The sequence below is a fragment of the Micromonospora halophytica genome (assembly GCF_900090245.1).
In the GTDB taxonomy this organism is placed as follows: domain Bacteria; phylum Actinomycetota; class Actinomycetes; order Mycobacteriales; family Micromonosporaceae; genus Micromonospora; species Micromonospora halophytica.
The window spans coordinates 283181-296207 of the sequence record NZ_FMDN01000002.1 but is presented as its reverse complement, the minus strand read 5'-3'; the positions used below and the strand labels follow the sequence as shown (position 1 = coordinate 296207).

15 protein-coding genes are annotated in these 13027 nt (G+C 71.3%); 8 read left to right on the top strand and 7 right to left on the bottom strand.

Features of this window, described 5'->3' with window-relative positions:
* The first annotated feature begins 133 nt into the window (after positions 1-133).
* Entirely contained in the window at positions 134-1111 is a 978-nt protein-coding gene (locus GA0070560_RS04025) for a carbohydrate kinase family protein (RefSeq protein WP_091291457.1), read from the top strand.
* A 123-nt stretch (positions 1112-1234) separates the two neighbouring features.
* Here GA0070560_RS04025 and GA0070560_RS04020 read toward each other — a convergent pair whose 3' ends face one another.
* Positions 1235-1456: a sulfurtransferase TusA family protein gene (locus GA0070560_RS04020; RefSeq protein ID WP_091291455.1), complete on the bottom strand. Its 222-nt coding sequence runs from the start codon at positions 1454-1456 to the stop codon at positions 1235-1237.
* On the bottom strand, positions 1453-2604 hold the full coding sequence (locus GA0070560_RS04015) for a cysteine desulfurase family protein (protein WP_091291453.1): 1152 nt from the start codon (positions 2602-2604) through the stop codon (positions 1453-1455). The genes GA0070560_RS04020 and GA0070560_RS04015 overlap by 4 nt, the downstream gene beginning before the upstream one ends.
* A 288-nt stretch (positions 2605-2892) precedes the next feature.
* On the opposite strand from GA0070560_RS04015, the gene ctaC reads away from it, so the two are divergent.
* Both ctaC and GA0070560_RS04005 read left to right on the top strand, forming a co-directional pair.
* Positions 2893-3867 (top strand): aa3-type cytochrome oxidase subunit II, encoded by a 975-nt coding sequence (gene ctaC, locus GA0070560_RS04010; RefSeq protein ID WP_091291451.1) that lies wholly within the window; start codon positions 2893-2895, stop codon positions 3865-3867.
* 10 nt (positions 3868-3877) lie between these two features.
* Entirely contained in the window at positions 3878-4306 is a 429-nt protein-coding gene (locus GA0070560_RS04005) for a cytochrome c oxidase subunit 4 (RefSeq protein ID WP_091291450.1), read from the top strand.
* A gap of 58 nt (positions 4307-4364) precedes the next feature.
* On the opposite strand, the gene GA0070560_RS04000 is transcribed toward GA0070560_RS04005, so the two are convergent.
* The 4 genes from GA0070560_RS04000 to GA0070560_RS03985 form a co-directional block, all read right to left on the bottom strand.
* Positions 4365-4574, bottom strand: coding sequence for a hypothetical protein (locus GA0070560_RS04000; protein WP_091291448.1), 210 nt, complete (start codon positions 4572-4574; stop codon positions 4365-4367).
* A 138-nt stretch (positions 4575-4712) separates the two neighbouring features.
* A complete protein-coding gene (gene trpD, locus GA0070560_RS03995; protein ID WP_091291446.1) occupies positions 4713-5759 on the bottom strand; it encodes an anthranilate phosphoribosyltransferase in 1047 nt (348 codons plus the stop codon).
* 91 nt (positions 5760-5850) lie between these two features.
* Positions 5851-6246, bottom strand: a complete 396-nt coding sequence (locus GA0070560_RS03990) for a hypothetical protein (RefSeq protein WP_091291444.1) — start codon at positions 6244-6246, stop codon at positions 5851-5853.
* Between the two features lie 186 nt (positions 6247-6432).
* A complete protein-coding gene (locus tag GA0070560_RS03985) occupies positions 6433-7419 on the bottom strand; it encodes a cytochrome c oxidase assembly protein (RefSeq protein WP_091291442.1) in 987 nt (328 codons plus the stop codon).
* 109 nt (positions 7420-7528) lie between these two features.
* Between GA0070560_RS03985 and ctaE the strand changes: the two genes are divergently transcribed.
* From ctaE to GA0070560_RS03960, 5 genes are all read left to right on the top strand, one after another.
* Positions 7529-8128 (top strand): aa3-type cytochrome oxidase subunit III, encoded by a 600-nt coding sequence (gene ctaE / locus GA0070560_RS03980; protein ID WP_091291440.1) that lies wholly within the window; start codon positions 7529-7531, stop codon positions 8126-8128.
* Between the two features lie 72 nt (positions 8129-8200).
* A complete protein-coding gene (qcrC, locus tag GA0070560_RS03975; RefSeq protein ID WP_091291438.1) occupies positions 8201-9034 on the top strand; it encodes a cytochrome bc1 complex diheme cytochrome c subunit in 834 nt (277 codons plus the stop codon).
* Positions 9035-9101: 67 nt separating this feature from the next.
* Complete coding sequence (qcrA, locus tag GA0070560_RS03970) at positions 9102-10187, top strand: cytochrome bc1 complex Rieske iron-sulfur subunit (RefSeq protein WP_091291437.1); 1086 nt, start codon at positions 9102-9104, stop codon at positions 10185-10187.
* On the top strand, positions 10184-11812 hold the full coding sequence (gene qcrB / locus GA0070560_RS03965) for a cytochrome bc1 complex cytochrome b subunit (RefSeq protein ID WP_091291435.1): 1629 nt from the start codon (positions 10184-10186) through the stop codon (positions 11810-11812). The genes qcrA and qcrB overlap by 4 nt, the downstream gene beginning before the upstream one ends.
* Before the next feature lie 179 nt (positions 11813-11991).
* On the top strand, positions 11992-12669 hold the full coding sequence (locus GA0070560_RS03960; RefSeq protein WP_091291432.1) for a DUF4142 domain-containing protein: 678 nt from the start codon (positions 11992-11994) through the stop codon (positions 12667-12669).
* Positions 12670-12733: 64 nt separating this feature from the next.
* Here GA0070560_RS03960 and GA0070560_RS03955 read toward each other — a convergent pair whose 3' ends face one another.
* Positions 12734-13021 (bottom strand): Lrp/AsnC family transcriptional regulator, encoded by a 288-nt coding sequence (locus GA0070560_RS03955; protein WP_091291430.1) that lies wholly within the window; start codon positions 13019-13021, stop codon positions 12734-12736.
* Between the last annotated feature and the right edge of the window lie 6 nt (positions 13022-13027).

Below are 13027 nucleotides of genomic sequence, written 5' to 3'. Positions count from 1 at the left end.
GGCGTAACGGGCGGTGACGGCCGGGCGGGGCGTGCACGAGCGGCGGGTGATACGTCGTCGACCGACCCTCGACCGTCCGTCTGTCCGGACCGGTAGGCTGACCGGCGCCGTGCTCCCGACCCCGAGGGTTGACATGAAGATCGCCGTGACCGGCTCGATCGCGACCGACCACCTGATGAACTTCCCCGGTCGCTTCGCCGACCAGTTCATCGCCGACCAGCTGCACAAGGTGTCGCTGTCGTTCCTCGTGGACGACCTGGTGCTGCGCCGGGGCGGGGTCGCGGCCAACATCGCCTTCGGCATGGCCCAGCTCGGGCTGCGTCCGATCCTGCTCGGCGCGGTCGGCGCCGACTTCGCCGACTACCGCTCCTGGCTGGAGCGGCACGGCGTCGACTGCGACTCCGTGCACATCAGCGAGGTGGCGCACACCGCCCGCTTCGTCTGCACCACCGACACCGACATGTGCCAGATCGCCTCCTTCTACGCCGGGGCGATGAGCGAGGCCCGCAACATCGAGCTGTCCCCGGTGGCGCAGCGGCTCGGCGGCCTCGACCTGGTGCTGGTCGGCGCGAACGACCCCGAGGCGATGATTCGCCACTCCGCCGAGTGCCGGGAGCGCGGCTACGCCTTCGTCGCCGACCCGTCCCAGCAGCTCGCCCGGATGGGCGGCGAGGACGTGCTCGGCCTGATCGACGGCGCCGACTACCTGATGACCAACGACTACGAGAAGTCGCTGCTGCAGAGCAAGGTCGGCCTCTCCGACGCCCAGTTGCTGGACCGGGTGAAGGTCCGGGTCACCACGCTGGGCAAGGACGGCGCGGAGATCGCCGGCCGGGACTTCGAGACCATCCACGTGCCGATCGCCCGGGAGATCCAGGCCGTCGACCCGACCGGTGTCGGGGACGGCTTCCGGGCCGGCTTCTTCACCGCCCTGTCCTGGGGGCTGGGTCTGGAGCGCGCCGCCCAGGTCGGCTCGCTGCTGGCCACGCTGGTGCTGGAGACCGTCGGCACCCAGGAGTACGAGGTACGCCGCGACCTGTTCGTCAAGCGTATGGCCGAGTCGTACGGCGACGACGCCGCCGAGGACGTCCGACCCCACCTGCTTCCCTGACCCGCCCGCCACGCGGCTCAGCACCCCGCGATCTTGCACTTGCGGCCCGGGCGCAACGGGCATAACCGGTATTCCGGAGGCCGTAAGTGCAAGATCGCGGGTGACGGGCGGGCGCGGACGACGTCAGGTGGCGCGACGGACGTCGTAGGCGTCGGGGTGGGCGGCGAGGAAGTCCTGGTCGCGCATGCGGCACCAGGCGGGGATGTCGACCGCGGCGGCCGGGTCGTCGGCGAGCACCCGCAGCACCGCGCCGACCGGCAGGTCGGGCAGCCGACGGGCCAGCGCGATGACCGGCAGCGGGCAGCGCTGGCCCCGGCAGTCGAGCACCTCGACGGGCTCGGTCACAGCCCCACCACCCCCGCCTCGGCGCGCAGGTCGGCGACGATCCCGGGCAGCTCGGCCAGGAACCGCTCGACGTCCGCCTCGGTCGTCTCCCGGTGCAGCGACACCCGGACGTTGCCGTGCGAGAGCACCCCCATCGCCTCCAGCACATGCGACGGGCGCAGCGTCGAGGAGGTGCAGGACGAGCCGGAGGAGACCGCGAAGCCCCGCCGGTCCAGCGCGTGCAGCAGCACCTCGCCGTCGACGTACAGACAGGAGAAGGTCACCAGGTGGGGGAGGCGGTCCACCGGGTCACCGACCACCTCCACGTCCGGCACCTCCGCCGCCACCCGGGCGCGGATCCGGTCCACCAGCGGCGTCAGCCGGGCCGCCTCGGCCGCCGCGTCGGCGGCCGCCGCGCGCAGGCTCGCCGCCGCCGCCACGACCGCCGGCAGGTTCAACACCCCGGGGGTACGCCCCGACTCCCGCTCGTCGGCCGGCCACGGCGACTCCCAGCGGGCGCCCTTGCGCACCACCAGCAGCCCGACGCCGGGTGGGCCGCCCCACTTGTGCGCGCTCGCGGTCAGCACCGACCAGCCCTGCGGCACCGCCGTCCGCCCGACGACCTGGGCCGCGTCCACGTACAGCGGGACGCCGGCCCCGGCGCAGAGTTCCGCGGCCGCCGCGACCGGCTGGACGGTGCCCACCTCGTGGCTGGCGGCGATCAGCGCGGCGAGCGCGACCCCGGGGGCGCGGACGGCAGCGGCCCAGGCGGTGAGGTCGAGCCGGCCGAGCCGGTCCACCGGCACGGGGGTGGCCGTCCCGCCGCCGGTCAGGTGCCGCTCGGCGGCGTGCAGCACCGCCGAGTGCTCGATCGCGGAGTGCACCAGCACCGCCCCGGCCCGCCGTCGCCCGGCCAGGCCGCCGAGCACCGCGGAGTGCGCGGCGGTCGTACCGCTGGGGGTGAAGGAGAGTTCGTCGGTGCGGACGCCGAGCGTGGCCGCGGTGGCCTCGCGGGCGGCGTCGAGGAGTTGGCGGGCCCGCCGGGCCTGCGTGTACAGCTTGCCGGGGTCGGCCCAGCCGTCGTCGAGGGCGGCCAGCAGCGCCTGCCGGGCGACCGGGTGCAGCGGTGCGGCGGTGGCCGCGTCCAGGTATACCGGGGAGGGACTCACGGTGCCATTCTTGTTCGCGGCTGCGGGGCTCGCAGGGGCGGCTCACTCCTCGCGCTCACGGTGCCGTTGTTGTTCGCGGCTGCGGGGCTCGCAGGGGCGGCTCACTCCTCGCGCTCACGGATGCCCACGCCATTGCGTCGGTATGCCCAAGAGCCCCCCGATGGGGGCGGACAGTGACCCCAAGACGGTCGAGCCCGTCATGGTCGAGTAATCTGCGACCGTCGGTGACGCCTTTGCCGTCGGTGCTGATGACAAAAGCCCCGCGGCGCGCTAGGGAGGCAGGACCAGGTGGTCGCAAGGAGTTCGGAGGTACGGCCGTCGGCCGTACGGCACAGCGCTTCCCCAGGAGCCGGTGGACGCCGGCGGCGTGGTGCTGGTCGGCTCGCCGGGCTCGGCCTCGGCGGAGCTGCGCTGCTGGTTCTGCTCACCGGTTGTGACGTCGGCTCGGCGGTGGGCGGCTTCGGCTGGCCCCAGGGCGGCATCACGCCGGAGTCGCAGCGGATGTACGACCTGTGGATCGCCTCCTGCGTGGCCGCCCTCGCGGTCGGCGTCTTCGTGTGGGGCCTGATCTTCTGGTGCGTCGTGCGCTACCGCAAGCGGGGCAACGAGCTGCCGGTGCAGACCCGGTACAACCTGCCGATGGAGTTCCTCTACACCATCGCGCCGATCCTGGTCGTCTCCGTGCTCTTCTACTACACGGCGGTCGTCCAGACCGGCGTGGTGCGCACGACGAAGAACCCCGACGTCACCGTCGAGGTCGTCGCCTTCAAGTGGAACTGGCAGTTCAACTACCGCGACGGGCAGGGCGAGGACGCCAACACCGTGGCGTCGGTCCTCGGCACCAGCGAGGTCATCCCGATCCTGGTCCTGCCGACCGACCGGTCGATCCGCTTCGAGGAGACCAGCCGCGATGTCGTCCACTCCTTCTGGGTGCCGGAGCTGCTGTTCAAGCGGGACGTCTTCCCCGGCAACGTCCGCAACGTCTTCGAGGTCTCGAAGCTGGAGACCGAGGGCGCGTACGTCGGTCGCTGCGCCGAGCTCTGCGGCACCTACCACGCCTTCATGAACTTCGAGCTGCGCGTCGTCTCCCCGGAGGAGTACGACCGGTTCCTGGCCGCCAAGCGTGACGGCAAGTCGACGCAGGAGGCGCTGACCGCCATCGGCGAGGAGCCGTACGCGCAGACCACCGAGCCGTTCCAGACCCGCCGCGACACGGCCAACTTCAACCCGGACGACGCCGTCTCGTCCGGCGCGGGAAACTGAGGGATCCGGCATGAAGACCGAGTGGCGTATCTTCCTGATCATCGGCGCGTTCCTGCTCGGCGCGACGATCCTCTACGGCGTCTGGACCTGGGGCGACTCCGGCGGCCAGGTCGAGTGGATCGGCACGGTGGCTCTGCTGCTGTCGTTCCTGCTCTGCGCGATGTGCGGTGGCTTCTTCTGGTTCGTCTCCCGCCGGATCGACCTGCGGCCGGAGGACCGGCCGGACGGCGAGATCGCCGACGGCGCGGGCGAGGTGGGCTTCTTCAGCCCGGGCAGCTACTGGCCGCTCGGCTTGGCGCTGGCCGCCGCGCTGGCCGGTCTGGGCCTGGCGTACTGGCAGTTCTGGCTGCTGGGCGCCGGCCTGGTCGCGGTGATCTTCGCGGCGTGCGGCCTGCTCTTCGAGTACTACACCGGCACCCGGCGCACCGCCGAGCACTGAGCTGACGACGCCCGAAGGCCCGCCTTCCTCCCGGGGAAGGCGGGCCTTCGGCGTTGTCTCAGGCGGCGTGCCGGCGGGGTGCCGGGCGGCGGTGCCGCCGCTCGGCCAGATGCGGGGCGCGGAAGGCGAAGGTGGCGATCAGCACGGCGGCGCCGCAGCCGGTGCAGACCAGCTCGGGGCAGTCGACGCCGTGACCGTCGACGCAGGGTGGGGCCTCGAACGGCTGAACGCCCTCGCAGGTGTCGCAGTAGAGTTCGCGGTCCGACACGGGCGTCTCCTCTCGCTCCGGTGTCCGCCGACGGGCATCGCCGCCATCGGTGGAAAACGGAAAATTACTCCCGTGTAGTTTCGCACGTCCCTCCGACAGCTCCGGCCGCGCCACCCACCCCTCGACGGGCCGCCAGGTTCAGAGGGAGCGGGCCAGCTCGATCCAGCGCTCCAGGACGCCGGCCGCCGCGCCCGAGTCGATCGACTCGGCGGCCCGGTCCATCCCGGCCCGCAGCGCCTCGGTCAGGTCGCCGTCGAGCCGACCCTGGGTGGCCAGCGCGGCGGCGGAGTTCACCAGGACCGCGTCGCGCACCGGACCGGTCTCGCCCGCCAGCAGCCGGCGGGCCACGTCGGCGTTGAACGCCGCGTCCCCGCCCCGCAGGTCGGCGAGGGTGGATCGGGGTACCCCGAGGTCGGTCGCGTCCAGCAGCGCCTCTCTGACGGTGCCCTGCTGGGCCACCCAGACCCGGGTCGGGGCGGCGGTGGTGAACTCGTCGAGCCCGTCCTCGCCGCGCATCACGATCGCCGAGTCGCCCCGGGCGGCGAACACGCCGGCCATCACCGGGGCCATCCGGGCGTCGAAGCAACCGACCGCGCCCGACCGGGGCCGGCCCGGATTGGTCAGCGGGCCGAGGAAGTTGAAGAAGGTCGGCACACCGACCTCGCGGCGGACCGGCCCGGCGTGCCGCATCCCCGGGTGGAACCGGGGGGCGAAGCAGAACCCGATGCCCACCTCCGCCACGCACCGGGCGACCTGTTCGGGTGCCAGGTCCAGCGGGACGCCGAGGAACTCCAGCAGGTCCGCGGTGCCGCAGGACGAGGAGGCGGCCCGGTTGCCGTGCTTGACCACGCGTACGCCGGCGCCGGCCACCACCAGGGCGGTCATCGTGGAGATGTTCACGGTGTGGGCGAGGTCACCGCCGGTGCCCACCACGTCCAGCGCGTTGCGGCGCAGCTCCTCGGGGAGCACCACCTCGACCGAGCGGCCCAGCATCGCCTCGACCAGGCCGGCCAGCTCGGCCGGCGTCTCGCCCTTGGCGCGCAGCGCCACCGCGAAGCCGGCGATCTGGGCCGGACCGGCCGCACCGGCCATGATCTCGTCCATCGCCCACGCGGTGTCGGCGGTGGAGAGCTCCTCGCCGCGCAGCAGCGCGTTGAGCAGAAGCGGCCAGGTCCGTTCGCCCATGGTGAGCCTCCCGAGCAGGCGTGGGGTGCGGGTGGGACGGGATCGGGCGCCCGTCGACCCGGGCGCCTGGGGAGCCGCCGGGCGCGGTGACTCAGGCGGCGGCGTGCGTGCGCAGCAGTTCGGCGATCGTGGTGCCGGTGGTCACCGGGTCGAGCGGGTGCATCAGCGTCGCGTCGACCTGGGCGTACGCGGCGAGCCACCGGTCCGCGGCGCGGGCGATCACCACGCAGGTCGGCGGGGCGTCGTCCCGGTCGTCCTTGATCTGGCGGGCGATGCCGAGGCCGCCGCCCGGGTTGGCCTCGCCGTCGAGCAGCATGAGGTCGATCTCGTAGTCGTCGACCAGCCGGATGCACCCGGCGTAGTCGGACGCCTCGACGAATTCGAGCACCAGGCCGGGGGCGGGGCGGGTGCCGACGGCCAGCCGCATCCGGTCCCGGACCTTGGGGTCGTCGCTGTAGAGCAGGACGGTGCACTGACGATCGCTCATGCCGGCTCTCCGCTTCGTTCCGTGCCGTGCCGAGGCGCCCCTGCACTGAGCCTGATGATTCGCTCGCTGCGCTCACTCATCGCTGGATCGGCTCCCACCTCGTAGCTGCCGGCTGATCGTACCGTTCGGTGTGGCGTACCCGACGTCCCGCCCGCCGGGTGCGGCCGGGCGGGACGTCGGTGCAGGTCAGGCCGGTGCGCCGGGGGTCGGAGCAGCGGTCGCGGCGGGGTCGGCGGCGCGCTCGCGGGCCTCCTGGCGGTCCAGCTCACGGTCGAGGCGGCGGGCCTCCCGCTCGGACTGCCGGATCCACTGCACGACCAGCACCGCGAGCATGGTCACACTCACGAACTCGCCGCCGGCCCAGAGGACGCCGCCGGCCACCACCTGGTCGCTCCACGGGTCCGACCAGGCGAGGTCGAGCGAGGGGTACCAGTCACCGCCGAACAGCGTGCTGCTCTGCATGATGGTGAGCCCGAGCACCGTGTGGAACGGCACCGACAGCAGCATCAGCAGCGCCCGGGCCGGGTACGGCCAGCGTCCGGGCAGCGGGTCGAGGCCGAGCAGCGGCCAGAAGAACACGCAGCCGGTGGCGATGAAGTGCGCGTGCACCAGCTCGTGCGCCCAGGCGTGTTCCAGGGTGTAGCGGTACAGGTCGGTGAAGTAGAGCGCGAACGGGTTCACCACGAAGATGGCGAACGCCACCAGCGGGAAGCTGTAGATCTTCACGATCCGGCTGTGCACGACCGCCAGCAGCCGCTTGCGCGGGCGTACGGGCAGGGTGCGCAGGGCCAGGGTGACCGGGGCGCCCAGGGCCAGGAAGATCGGGGAGACCATGGACAGCGCCATGTGCTGGATCATGTGCACCGACAGCAGCGTGGTGTCGTACGCGCCCAGCCCACTGAGCGTGACCGCGGCGATGCCGCCGAGGCCCGGGCCGAGGAAGAAGACCGTCCGCACCAGTGGCCAGCGGTCGCCGCGCAGCCGCAGCCGGTACACGCCGTAGAGGTAGAGGCCGGCGGCGAGCAGGAGGCCCAGGGTCAGCCAGCTGTCGAGCTGGACCTCGGTGAAGATCCGGGCGACGGTGAACGGCGGCGGGACGGGGTCGCCCCCGGCCGCGAGGACGGCCGCCGAGCCTGCCGAGGTGGCGGCGAAGATCGAATCGACGTGCAGCACGCTTTTCAGGCTAGGCCAGGCGAACCGGACCGCCACGATCGGGCCATCCCTGGCCCCGGTTTGGGCCCCCCGCTGATCGCCCGCCCCGGTCAAGGGCAATAATGACCGCGTGACTGCGGCCCCAGCCATTGACAAGAGCCGGATCCACTCCCTGACGCGACCCAACATGGTCAGCGTCGGGACGATCGTGTGGCTCTCCAGCGAACTCATGTTCTTCGCGGCGCTGTTCGCGATGTACTTCTCCATCCGCGCGGCGGCGCCGGAGCAGTGGGAGAAGCACACCGAGGCACTGAACATCCCCTATGCGACCACCTTCACGGTGATCCTGGTGCTCTCCTCGGTGACCTGCCAGCTCGGTGTCTTCGCGGCCGAGAAGGGTGACGTCCACGCCCTGCGGCGCTGGTTCACGATCACCTTCGTGATGGGCCTGATCTTCGTGCTCGGCCAGGTCAACGAGTACCGCGAGCTGGTGCACGAGGGCATCAAGATCAACGAAGACGGTTACGGGTCGATGTTCTACCTGACCACCGGCTTCCACGGTCTGCACGTGACCGGCGGTCTGATCGCCTTCATCATCTTCATGATCCGCACCACCATGGGCCGGTTCACCCCGGCGCAGGCCACGTCGGCGATCGTCGTGTCGTACTACTGGCACTTCGTCGACGTGGTGTGGATCGGGCTCTACGCCATGATCTACTGGCTTCAGTGATCTTGGCGCGTCACGTACCGCGCCGCTGCTCCGTCCCCTGAGACAAGGTCCAACCGGTTAAGGACACAGGTCATGACTTCTGACAACGACCGCCGACGCGGTCTGCTCGCGCGGCTGCGCGGGCGGCCCGTGGCGCGCAGCAGGGGCCGCCGCCGGCTGGGCGCCGCGGTCCGGCTGATCGCCGCGCTGACGCTGGCCGGCGGCGCCTACACCGTCTTCGCCCCCGGCGTGCAGGCGCAGGAAAACCCGCCGCTGACCGGCGCCGCGGCCGAGGGCAAGGCGCTGTTCGACGTGAGCTGCGTGACCTGCCACGGTCGCAACGCGCAGGGCGTCGAGGGTCGTGGCCCGAGCCTGGTCGGTGTCGGCGCCGCCTCGGTGGAGTTCCAGGTCGGCACCGGCCGCATGCCGATGGCCCGCCAGGAGGCGCAGGCCATGCGCAAGCCCCCGGTCTTCACCGACGAGCAGGTGCGCCAGCTCGGCCAGTACGTCCAGGAGCTCGGCGGCGGCCCGGAGGTCCCCCAGGGCGACCTGCGTGAGGGCGCCGACCTGGCGACCGGCGGCGAGCTGTTCCGGATCAACTGCTCGCAGTGCCACGCCTTCGGCGGTGGCGGCGGCGCGCTCTCCTCCGGCAAGTACGCCCCGAGCCTGAAGCCGGCCAGCGACCGGCAGATCTACGCCGCCATGCTGAGCGGCCCGCAGAACATGCCGGTCTTCGGCGACAACCAGATCACTCCGGAGCAGAAGGCGGACATCATCGCCTACATCCAGGAGACCCTGAAGCACGACCAGGACCAGGGCGGTTTCAACCTGGGCCGGTACGGCCCGTCGACCGAGGGCATCGCGATCTTCCTGGTCGGCATCGTCGCGTTGGTCTTCGCGAGCCTGTGGATTGCGGGCAAGTCGTGACCGGGCGGAACGTCATTACCAGTGCCGTGGTGCCGTGCCCCGGCACCACCAGTAGCGAGGTGACGGCATGAGCACCCACACCGAGCACCAGGCCTCGCAGGGCCGGGAGCCGCTCGACGTGCTGGACCCCCGGGTGTCCCGCTTCGACGTCGTCCAGGAGGGCGCCCGCCGGGACGACATCGAGATCGTCCACTACGAGCCGCAGGTCGTCCCGGGCAGCAAGGCCGAGCGCCGGCTGACCCGTACGGTCGCCTCGATGTTCCTGCTCACCGGCCTCGCCGCGACCGCCTTCCTGGTCGTCTACATCTGGTGGCCGTGGCAGTGGGAGCCGGGTCGCGGCGGCGACAAGCTCTACACCCCGCTGCTCGGCCTCACCCTGGGCCTCGCCCTGCTCGGCATCGGCTTCGGCATCCTCACCTGGGGCAAGAAGCTGCTGCCCAAGGAGGTCTCGATCCAGGACCGGCACGACGGGCCCGGTTCGCCCGAGGACCGCAAGATCACCGGTGAGACCATGCTCTACCTGGCCGACGAGATGGGCGTGCGGCGTCGGCCGCTGCTCGGCGTCTCGCTCGTCGCCGGTCTGCTCCCGGTGGGCGCGGTCGCCGCGGCCCCGCTGGTCGGCGGCCTGATCTCGCAGCCGCACAAGAACAACCAGATGTTCACCACCGGCTTCGCGCCGGTCGACGGCCGCAAGGTCCGGCTGGTCCGTGAGGACGGCCGCCCGATCCGCCCGGCGGACGTCAGCGCCGGCGGTCAGCTCACCGTCTTCCCCGGTATCGACCACGGCGTGAGCAACAAGTACGCCGACTCGCCGGCGCTGCTGATCCACCTGCGCGAGAGCGACGCGGTGGAGTCCCGCGAGGCCAACGCCCGGGTGGGCCACGGTGACTACATGTGGGGCAACTACGCGGCGTACTCGAAGATCTGCACGCACGCCGGCTGCCCGGCCAGCCTGTACGAGCAGCAGACCAACCGGCTGCTCTGCCCGTGCCACCAGTCGCAGTTCCTGATCACCGACAACGCCCGGCCCATCTTCGGTCCGGCCAGCCGTCGGCTGCCGCAGCTGCCGATCGAGGTGGACGAAGAGGGCTTCTTCGTGGCGAAGTCCGACTACACCGAAACCGTCGGCCCCGACTTCTGGGAGCGGCCATGAAGCGCCGAAAGTTTGATGTAGCAGCGGTGCCGGCCAAGTCCGCCGGTGCGGTGGACGACCGCTTCCAGGTGGCCACCCCGCTGCGCAAGCTCCTCAACAAGGTCTTCCCGGACCACTGGTCGTTCCTGCTCGGCGAGATCGCGCTCTTCTCGTTCGTCGTGCTGCTGATGACCGGTGTCTTCCTGACCTTCTTCTACGAGCCCGCGATGACCGAGGTGGTCTACAACGGCAGCTACGCCCCGCTGCGGGGCACGCCGATGTCGGCCGCGTACGCCTCCAGCCTGGACATCTCGTTCGACGTCCGCGGTGGCCTGATCATGCGGCAGATGCACCACTGGTCGGCGCTGCTGTTCATGGCCGCGATCGTGGTGCACATGATGCGGGTCTTCTTCACCGGCGCGTTCCGCAAGCCGCGTGAGACGAACTGGATCATCGGCTCGCTGCTGTTCTGGGTCGGCTTCCTGGCCGGCTTCACCGGCTACTCGCTGCCGGACGACGGCCTCTCCGGCACCGGTCTGCGGATCGCCTCCGGCATCATGCTCTCGATCCCGGTGATCGGCTCCTGGCTGACCTCGTCGATCTTCGGCGGCGAGTTCCCCGGCACGATCATCATCAGCCGGTTCTACATCGCCCACGTGCTGCTGATCCCGGGTCTGCTGCTCGCGCTGATCGGTGCCCACCTGGGCCTGGTCTTCAAGCAGAAGCACACCCAGTGGCCCGGCCCCGGCCGGACCAACGAGAACGTGGTCGGCGAGCGGATGTTCCCGCGCTACGCGCTCAAGCAGGGCGGCTTCTTCATGGTCGTCTTCGGCGTGATCGCGCTGATGGGCGGCCTGTTCCAGATCAACCCGATCTGGTACTTCGGTCCGTACGAGGCGTGGGTGGTCTCCGCCGCCAGCCAGCCCGACTGGTACGTCATGTTCCTCGACGGCTCGACCCGCCTCATGCCGGCCTGGGAGATCAACATCCCGATCGGCGACGGATACGTCATCCCGCCGCTGTTCTGGCCGACGGTCGTGCTGCCGGGCATCCTGGTCGGCCTGTCGACGATGTACCCGTTCCTGGAGGCCCGCCGCCTCAAGGACCACCGGCACCACAACCTGCTCCAGCGGCCCCGGGACGTTCCGGCCCGTACCGCGGTGGGCGCCATGGCGGTCTCCTTCTACATCGTGCTGACCCTCTCCGGCGGCAACGACGTGATCGCCGACAAGTTCCAGATCAGCCTCAACGCGATGACCTGGGCCGGCCGCATCGGCCTGCTGGTGATCCCGCCGCTGGCGTACTACGTCACCTACCGGATCTGCCTCGGCCTGCAGCAGCACGACCGGGAGGTGCTGGCCCACGGCGTGGAGACCGGCATCATCCGGCGCCTGCCGGACGGCCGGTTCGTCGAGGTGCACCAGCCGCTGACCTCGGCCGACGGCCACGACGGGCACGCCGAGCTGGACTACGTCGGCTGGGTGGTGCCGAAGAAGATGAACCGGCTCGGGGCCCTCGGCCCGGCCATCCGGGGCTTCTTCTACCCGATCGAGAAGCCGGCCGAGGCGCCGGTCTCGCCGGGGCACCCGCCGGTCGAGCCGCGCGCCGAGCGCGAGGAGATCGGCAGCGGCGAAAGCCGTCGCTGACGACCCGTTTGACCGTGGCGCCCGCCGGAGTTCTCCGGCGGGCGCCACGTCCGTTTCCGGGCCGGTCGTCCGGGGGTGTCCCGACGTGCCGGGCGACCCTCCCACCGACGGGTGGAAGAGCAGGAATAACCCCCGTCAGCCGGGTATCCGTGCGGTCCAACGGAAACGGGGAGGGAAACATGTTGGGTATCAAACGCCTGGGACTGCTGGCCGCGCTGGTGCTGGTCGGCATCGCGCCGGCCGCGGCCGCGCAGGCCGCAGCCCAGCCGTCGCAGCAGGACACGCAGTACCTGCAGGCGGTCCACCAGGTGAACCTGTTCCAGATCGCGGCGGGCGACCTGGCTCAGCAGAAGGCCGAGAATGCGGACGTCAAGCGGCTCGGCGAGATGTTCAAGACGGACCACACCCAGCTCGACCAGACGGTGCAGAGCACCGCGCAGCAGCTGGGCGTGACCCTGCCGAGTGAGCCCACCGCCGACCAGCAGCGGCTCGCCGAGGAGCTGAACAACCTCAACGGCACCGAGTTCGACCGCGCGTGGGTGACGGCCCAGCTGGCCGGTCACGTCCAGGCCATCCAGGCCACCCAGACCGAGATCTCGCAGGGTTCCGAGCAGTCGGTGATCCAGCTGGCCCAGGACGCGCTGCCGGTCCTGCAGGCGCACTACGACGAACTGGTCGCCCTGGCCCAGCAGCTGGGCATCCCGGTCCCGGAGGCCAGCGCCAGCGGCACCCCGAGCCCGGGTGGCACCACCACGCCGGCTCCGGGCGGCACCACCGAGTCCCCGGCTCCGGGCGGCACCACCGAGCAGCCCGCGCCGGGTGGCACCACCGAGACGCCGGCTCCGGGTAACAGCTGACGTCACGGCACGGCACACGGCCGGCCCGCCCTTCGGGGCGGGCCGGTCGCCGTGCGTACTCCGGTCAGTCGGCGTTGGCGAGGCCGATCGCGAACGCCTCCTCCAGGTCGTGCTGGGAGTACGCGCGGAACGCGATGTGCGACTCGGTGTCGATCACCCCGGGCACCTTGGAGATGCGCCCGGCGATGACCTCGGCGATCTGCTCGAACTCGCGGACCCGGACCACGGCGATGAGGTCCCTGTGCCCGGCCACCGAGTAGACCTCGCTGACGCCGGGCAGGTTGGCCAGGGTCTCGGCCACCTCGGGGATCGAGTCGGTGGCGCAGTCGATCAGGACGATCGCGGTGATCACTGGACG

Excerpts from the sequence above, each read along its gene's own strand:
- GA0070560_RS04025 (WP_091291457.1), top strand. The coding sequence starts at position 134 with ATGAAGATCGCCGTGACCGGCTCGATCGCGACCGACCACCTGATGAAC.
- GA0070560_RS04005 (WP_091291450.1), top strand. The coding sequence starts at position 3,878 with ATGAAGACCGAGTGGCGTATCTTCCTGATCATCGGCGCGTTCCTGCTC.
- trpD (WP_091291446.1), bottom strand. The coding sequence starts at position 5,759 with ATGGGCGAACGGACCTGGCCGCTTCTGCTCAACGCGCTGCTGCGCGGC.
- GA0070560_RS03990 (WP_091291444.1), bottom strand. The coding sequence starts at position 6,246 with ATGAGCGATCGTCAGTGCACCGTCCTGCTCTACAGCGACGACCCCAAG.
- qcrC (WP_091291438.1), top strand. The coding sequence starts at position 8,201 with ATGACTTCTGACAACGACCGCCGACGCGGTCTGCTCGCGCGGCTGCGC.
- qcrA (WP_091291437.1), top strand. The coding sequence starts at position 9,102 with ATGAGCACCCACACCGAGCACCAGGCCTCGCAGGGCCGGGAGCCGCTC.
- qcrB (WP_091291435.1), top strand. The coding sequence starts at position 10,184 with ATGAAGCGCCGAAAGTTTGATGTAGCAGCGGTGCCGGCCAAGTCCGCC.
- GA0070560_RS03960 (WP_091291432.1), top strand. The coding sequence starts at position 11,992 with ATGTTGGGTATCAAACGCCTGGGACTGCTGGCCGCGCTGGTGCTGGTC.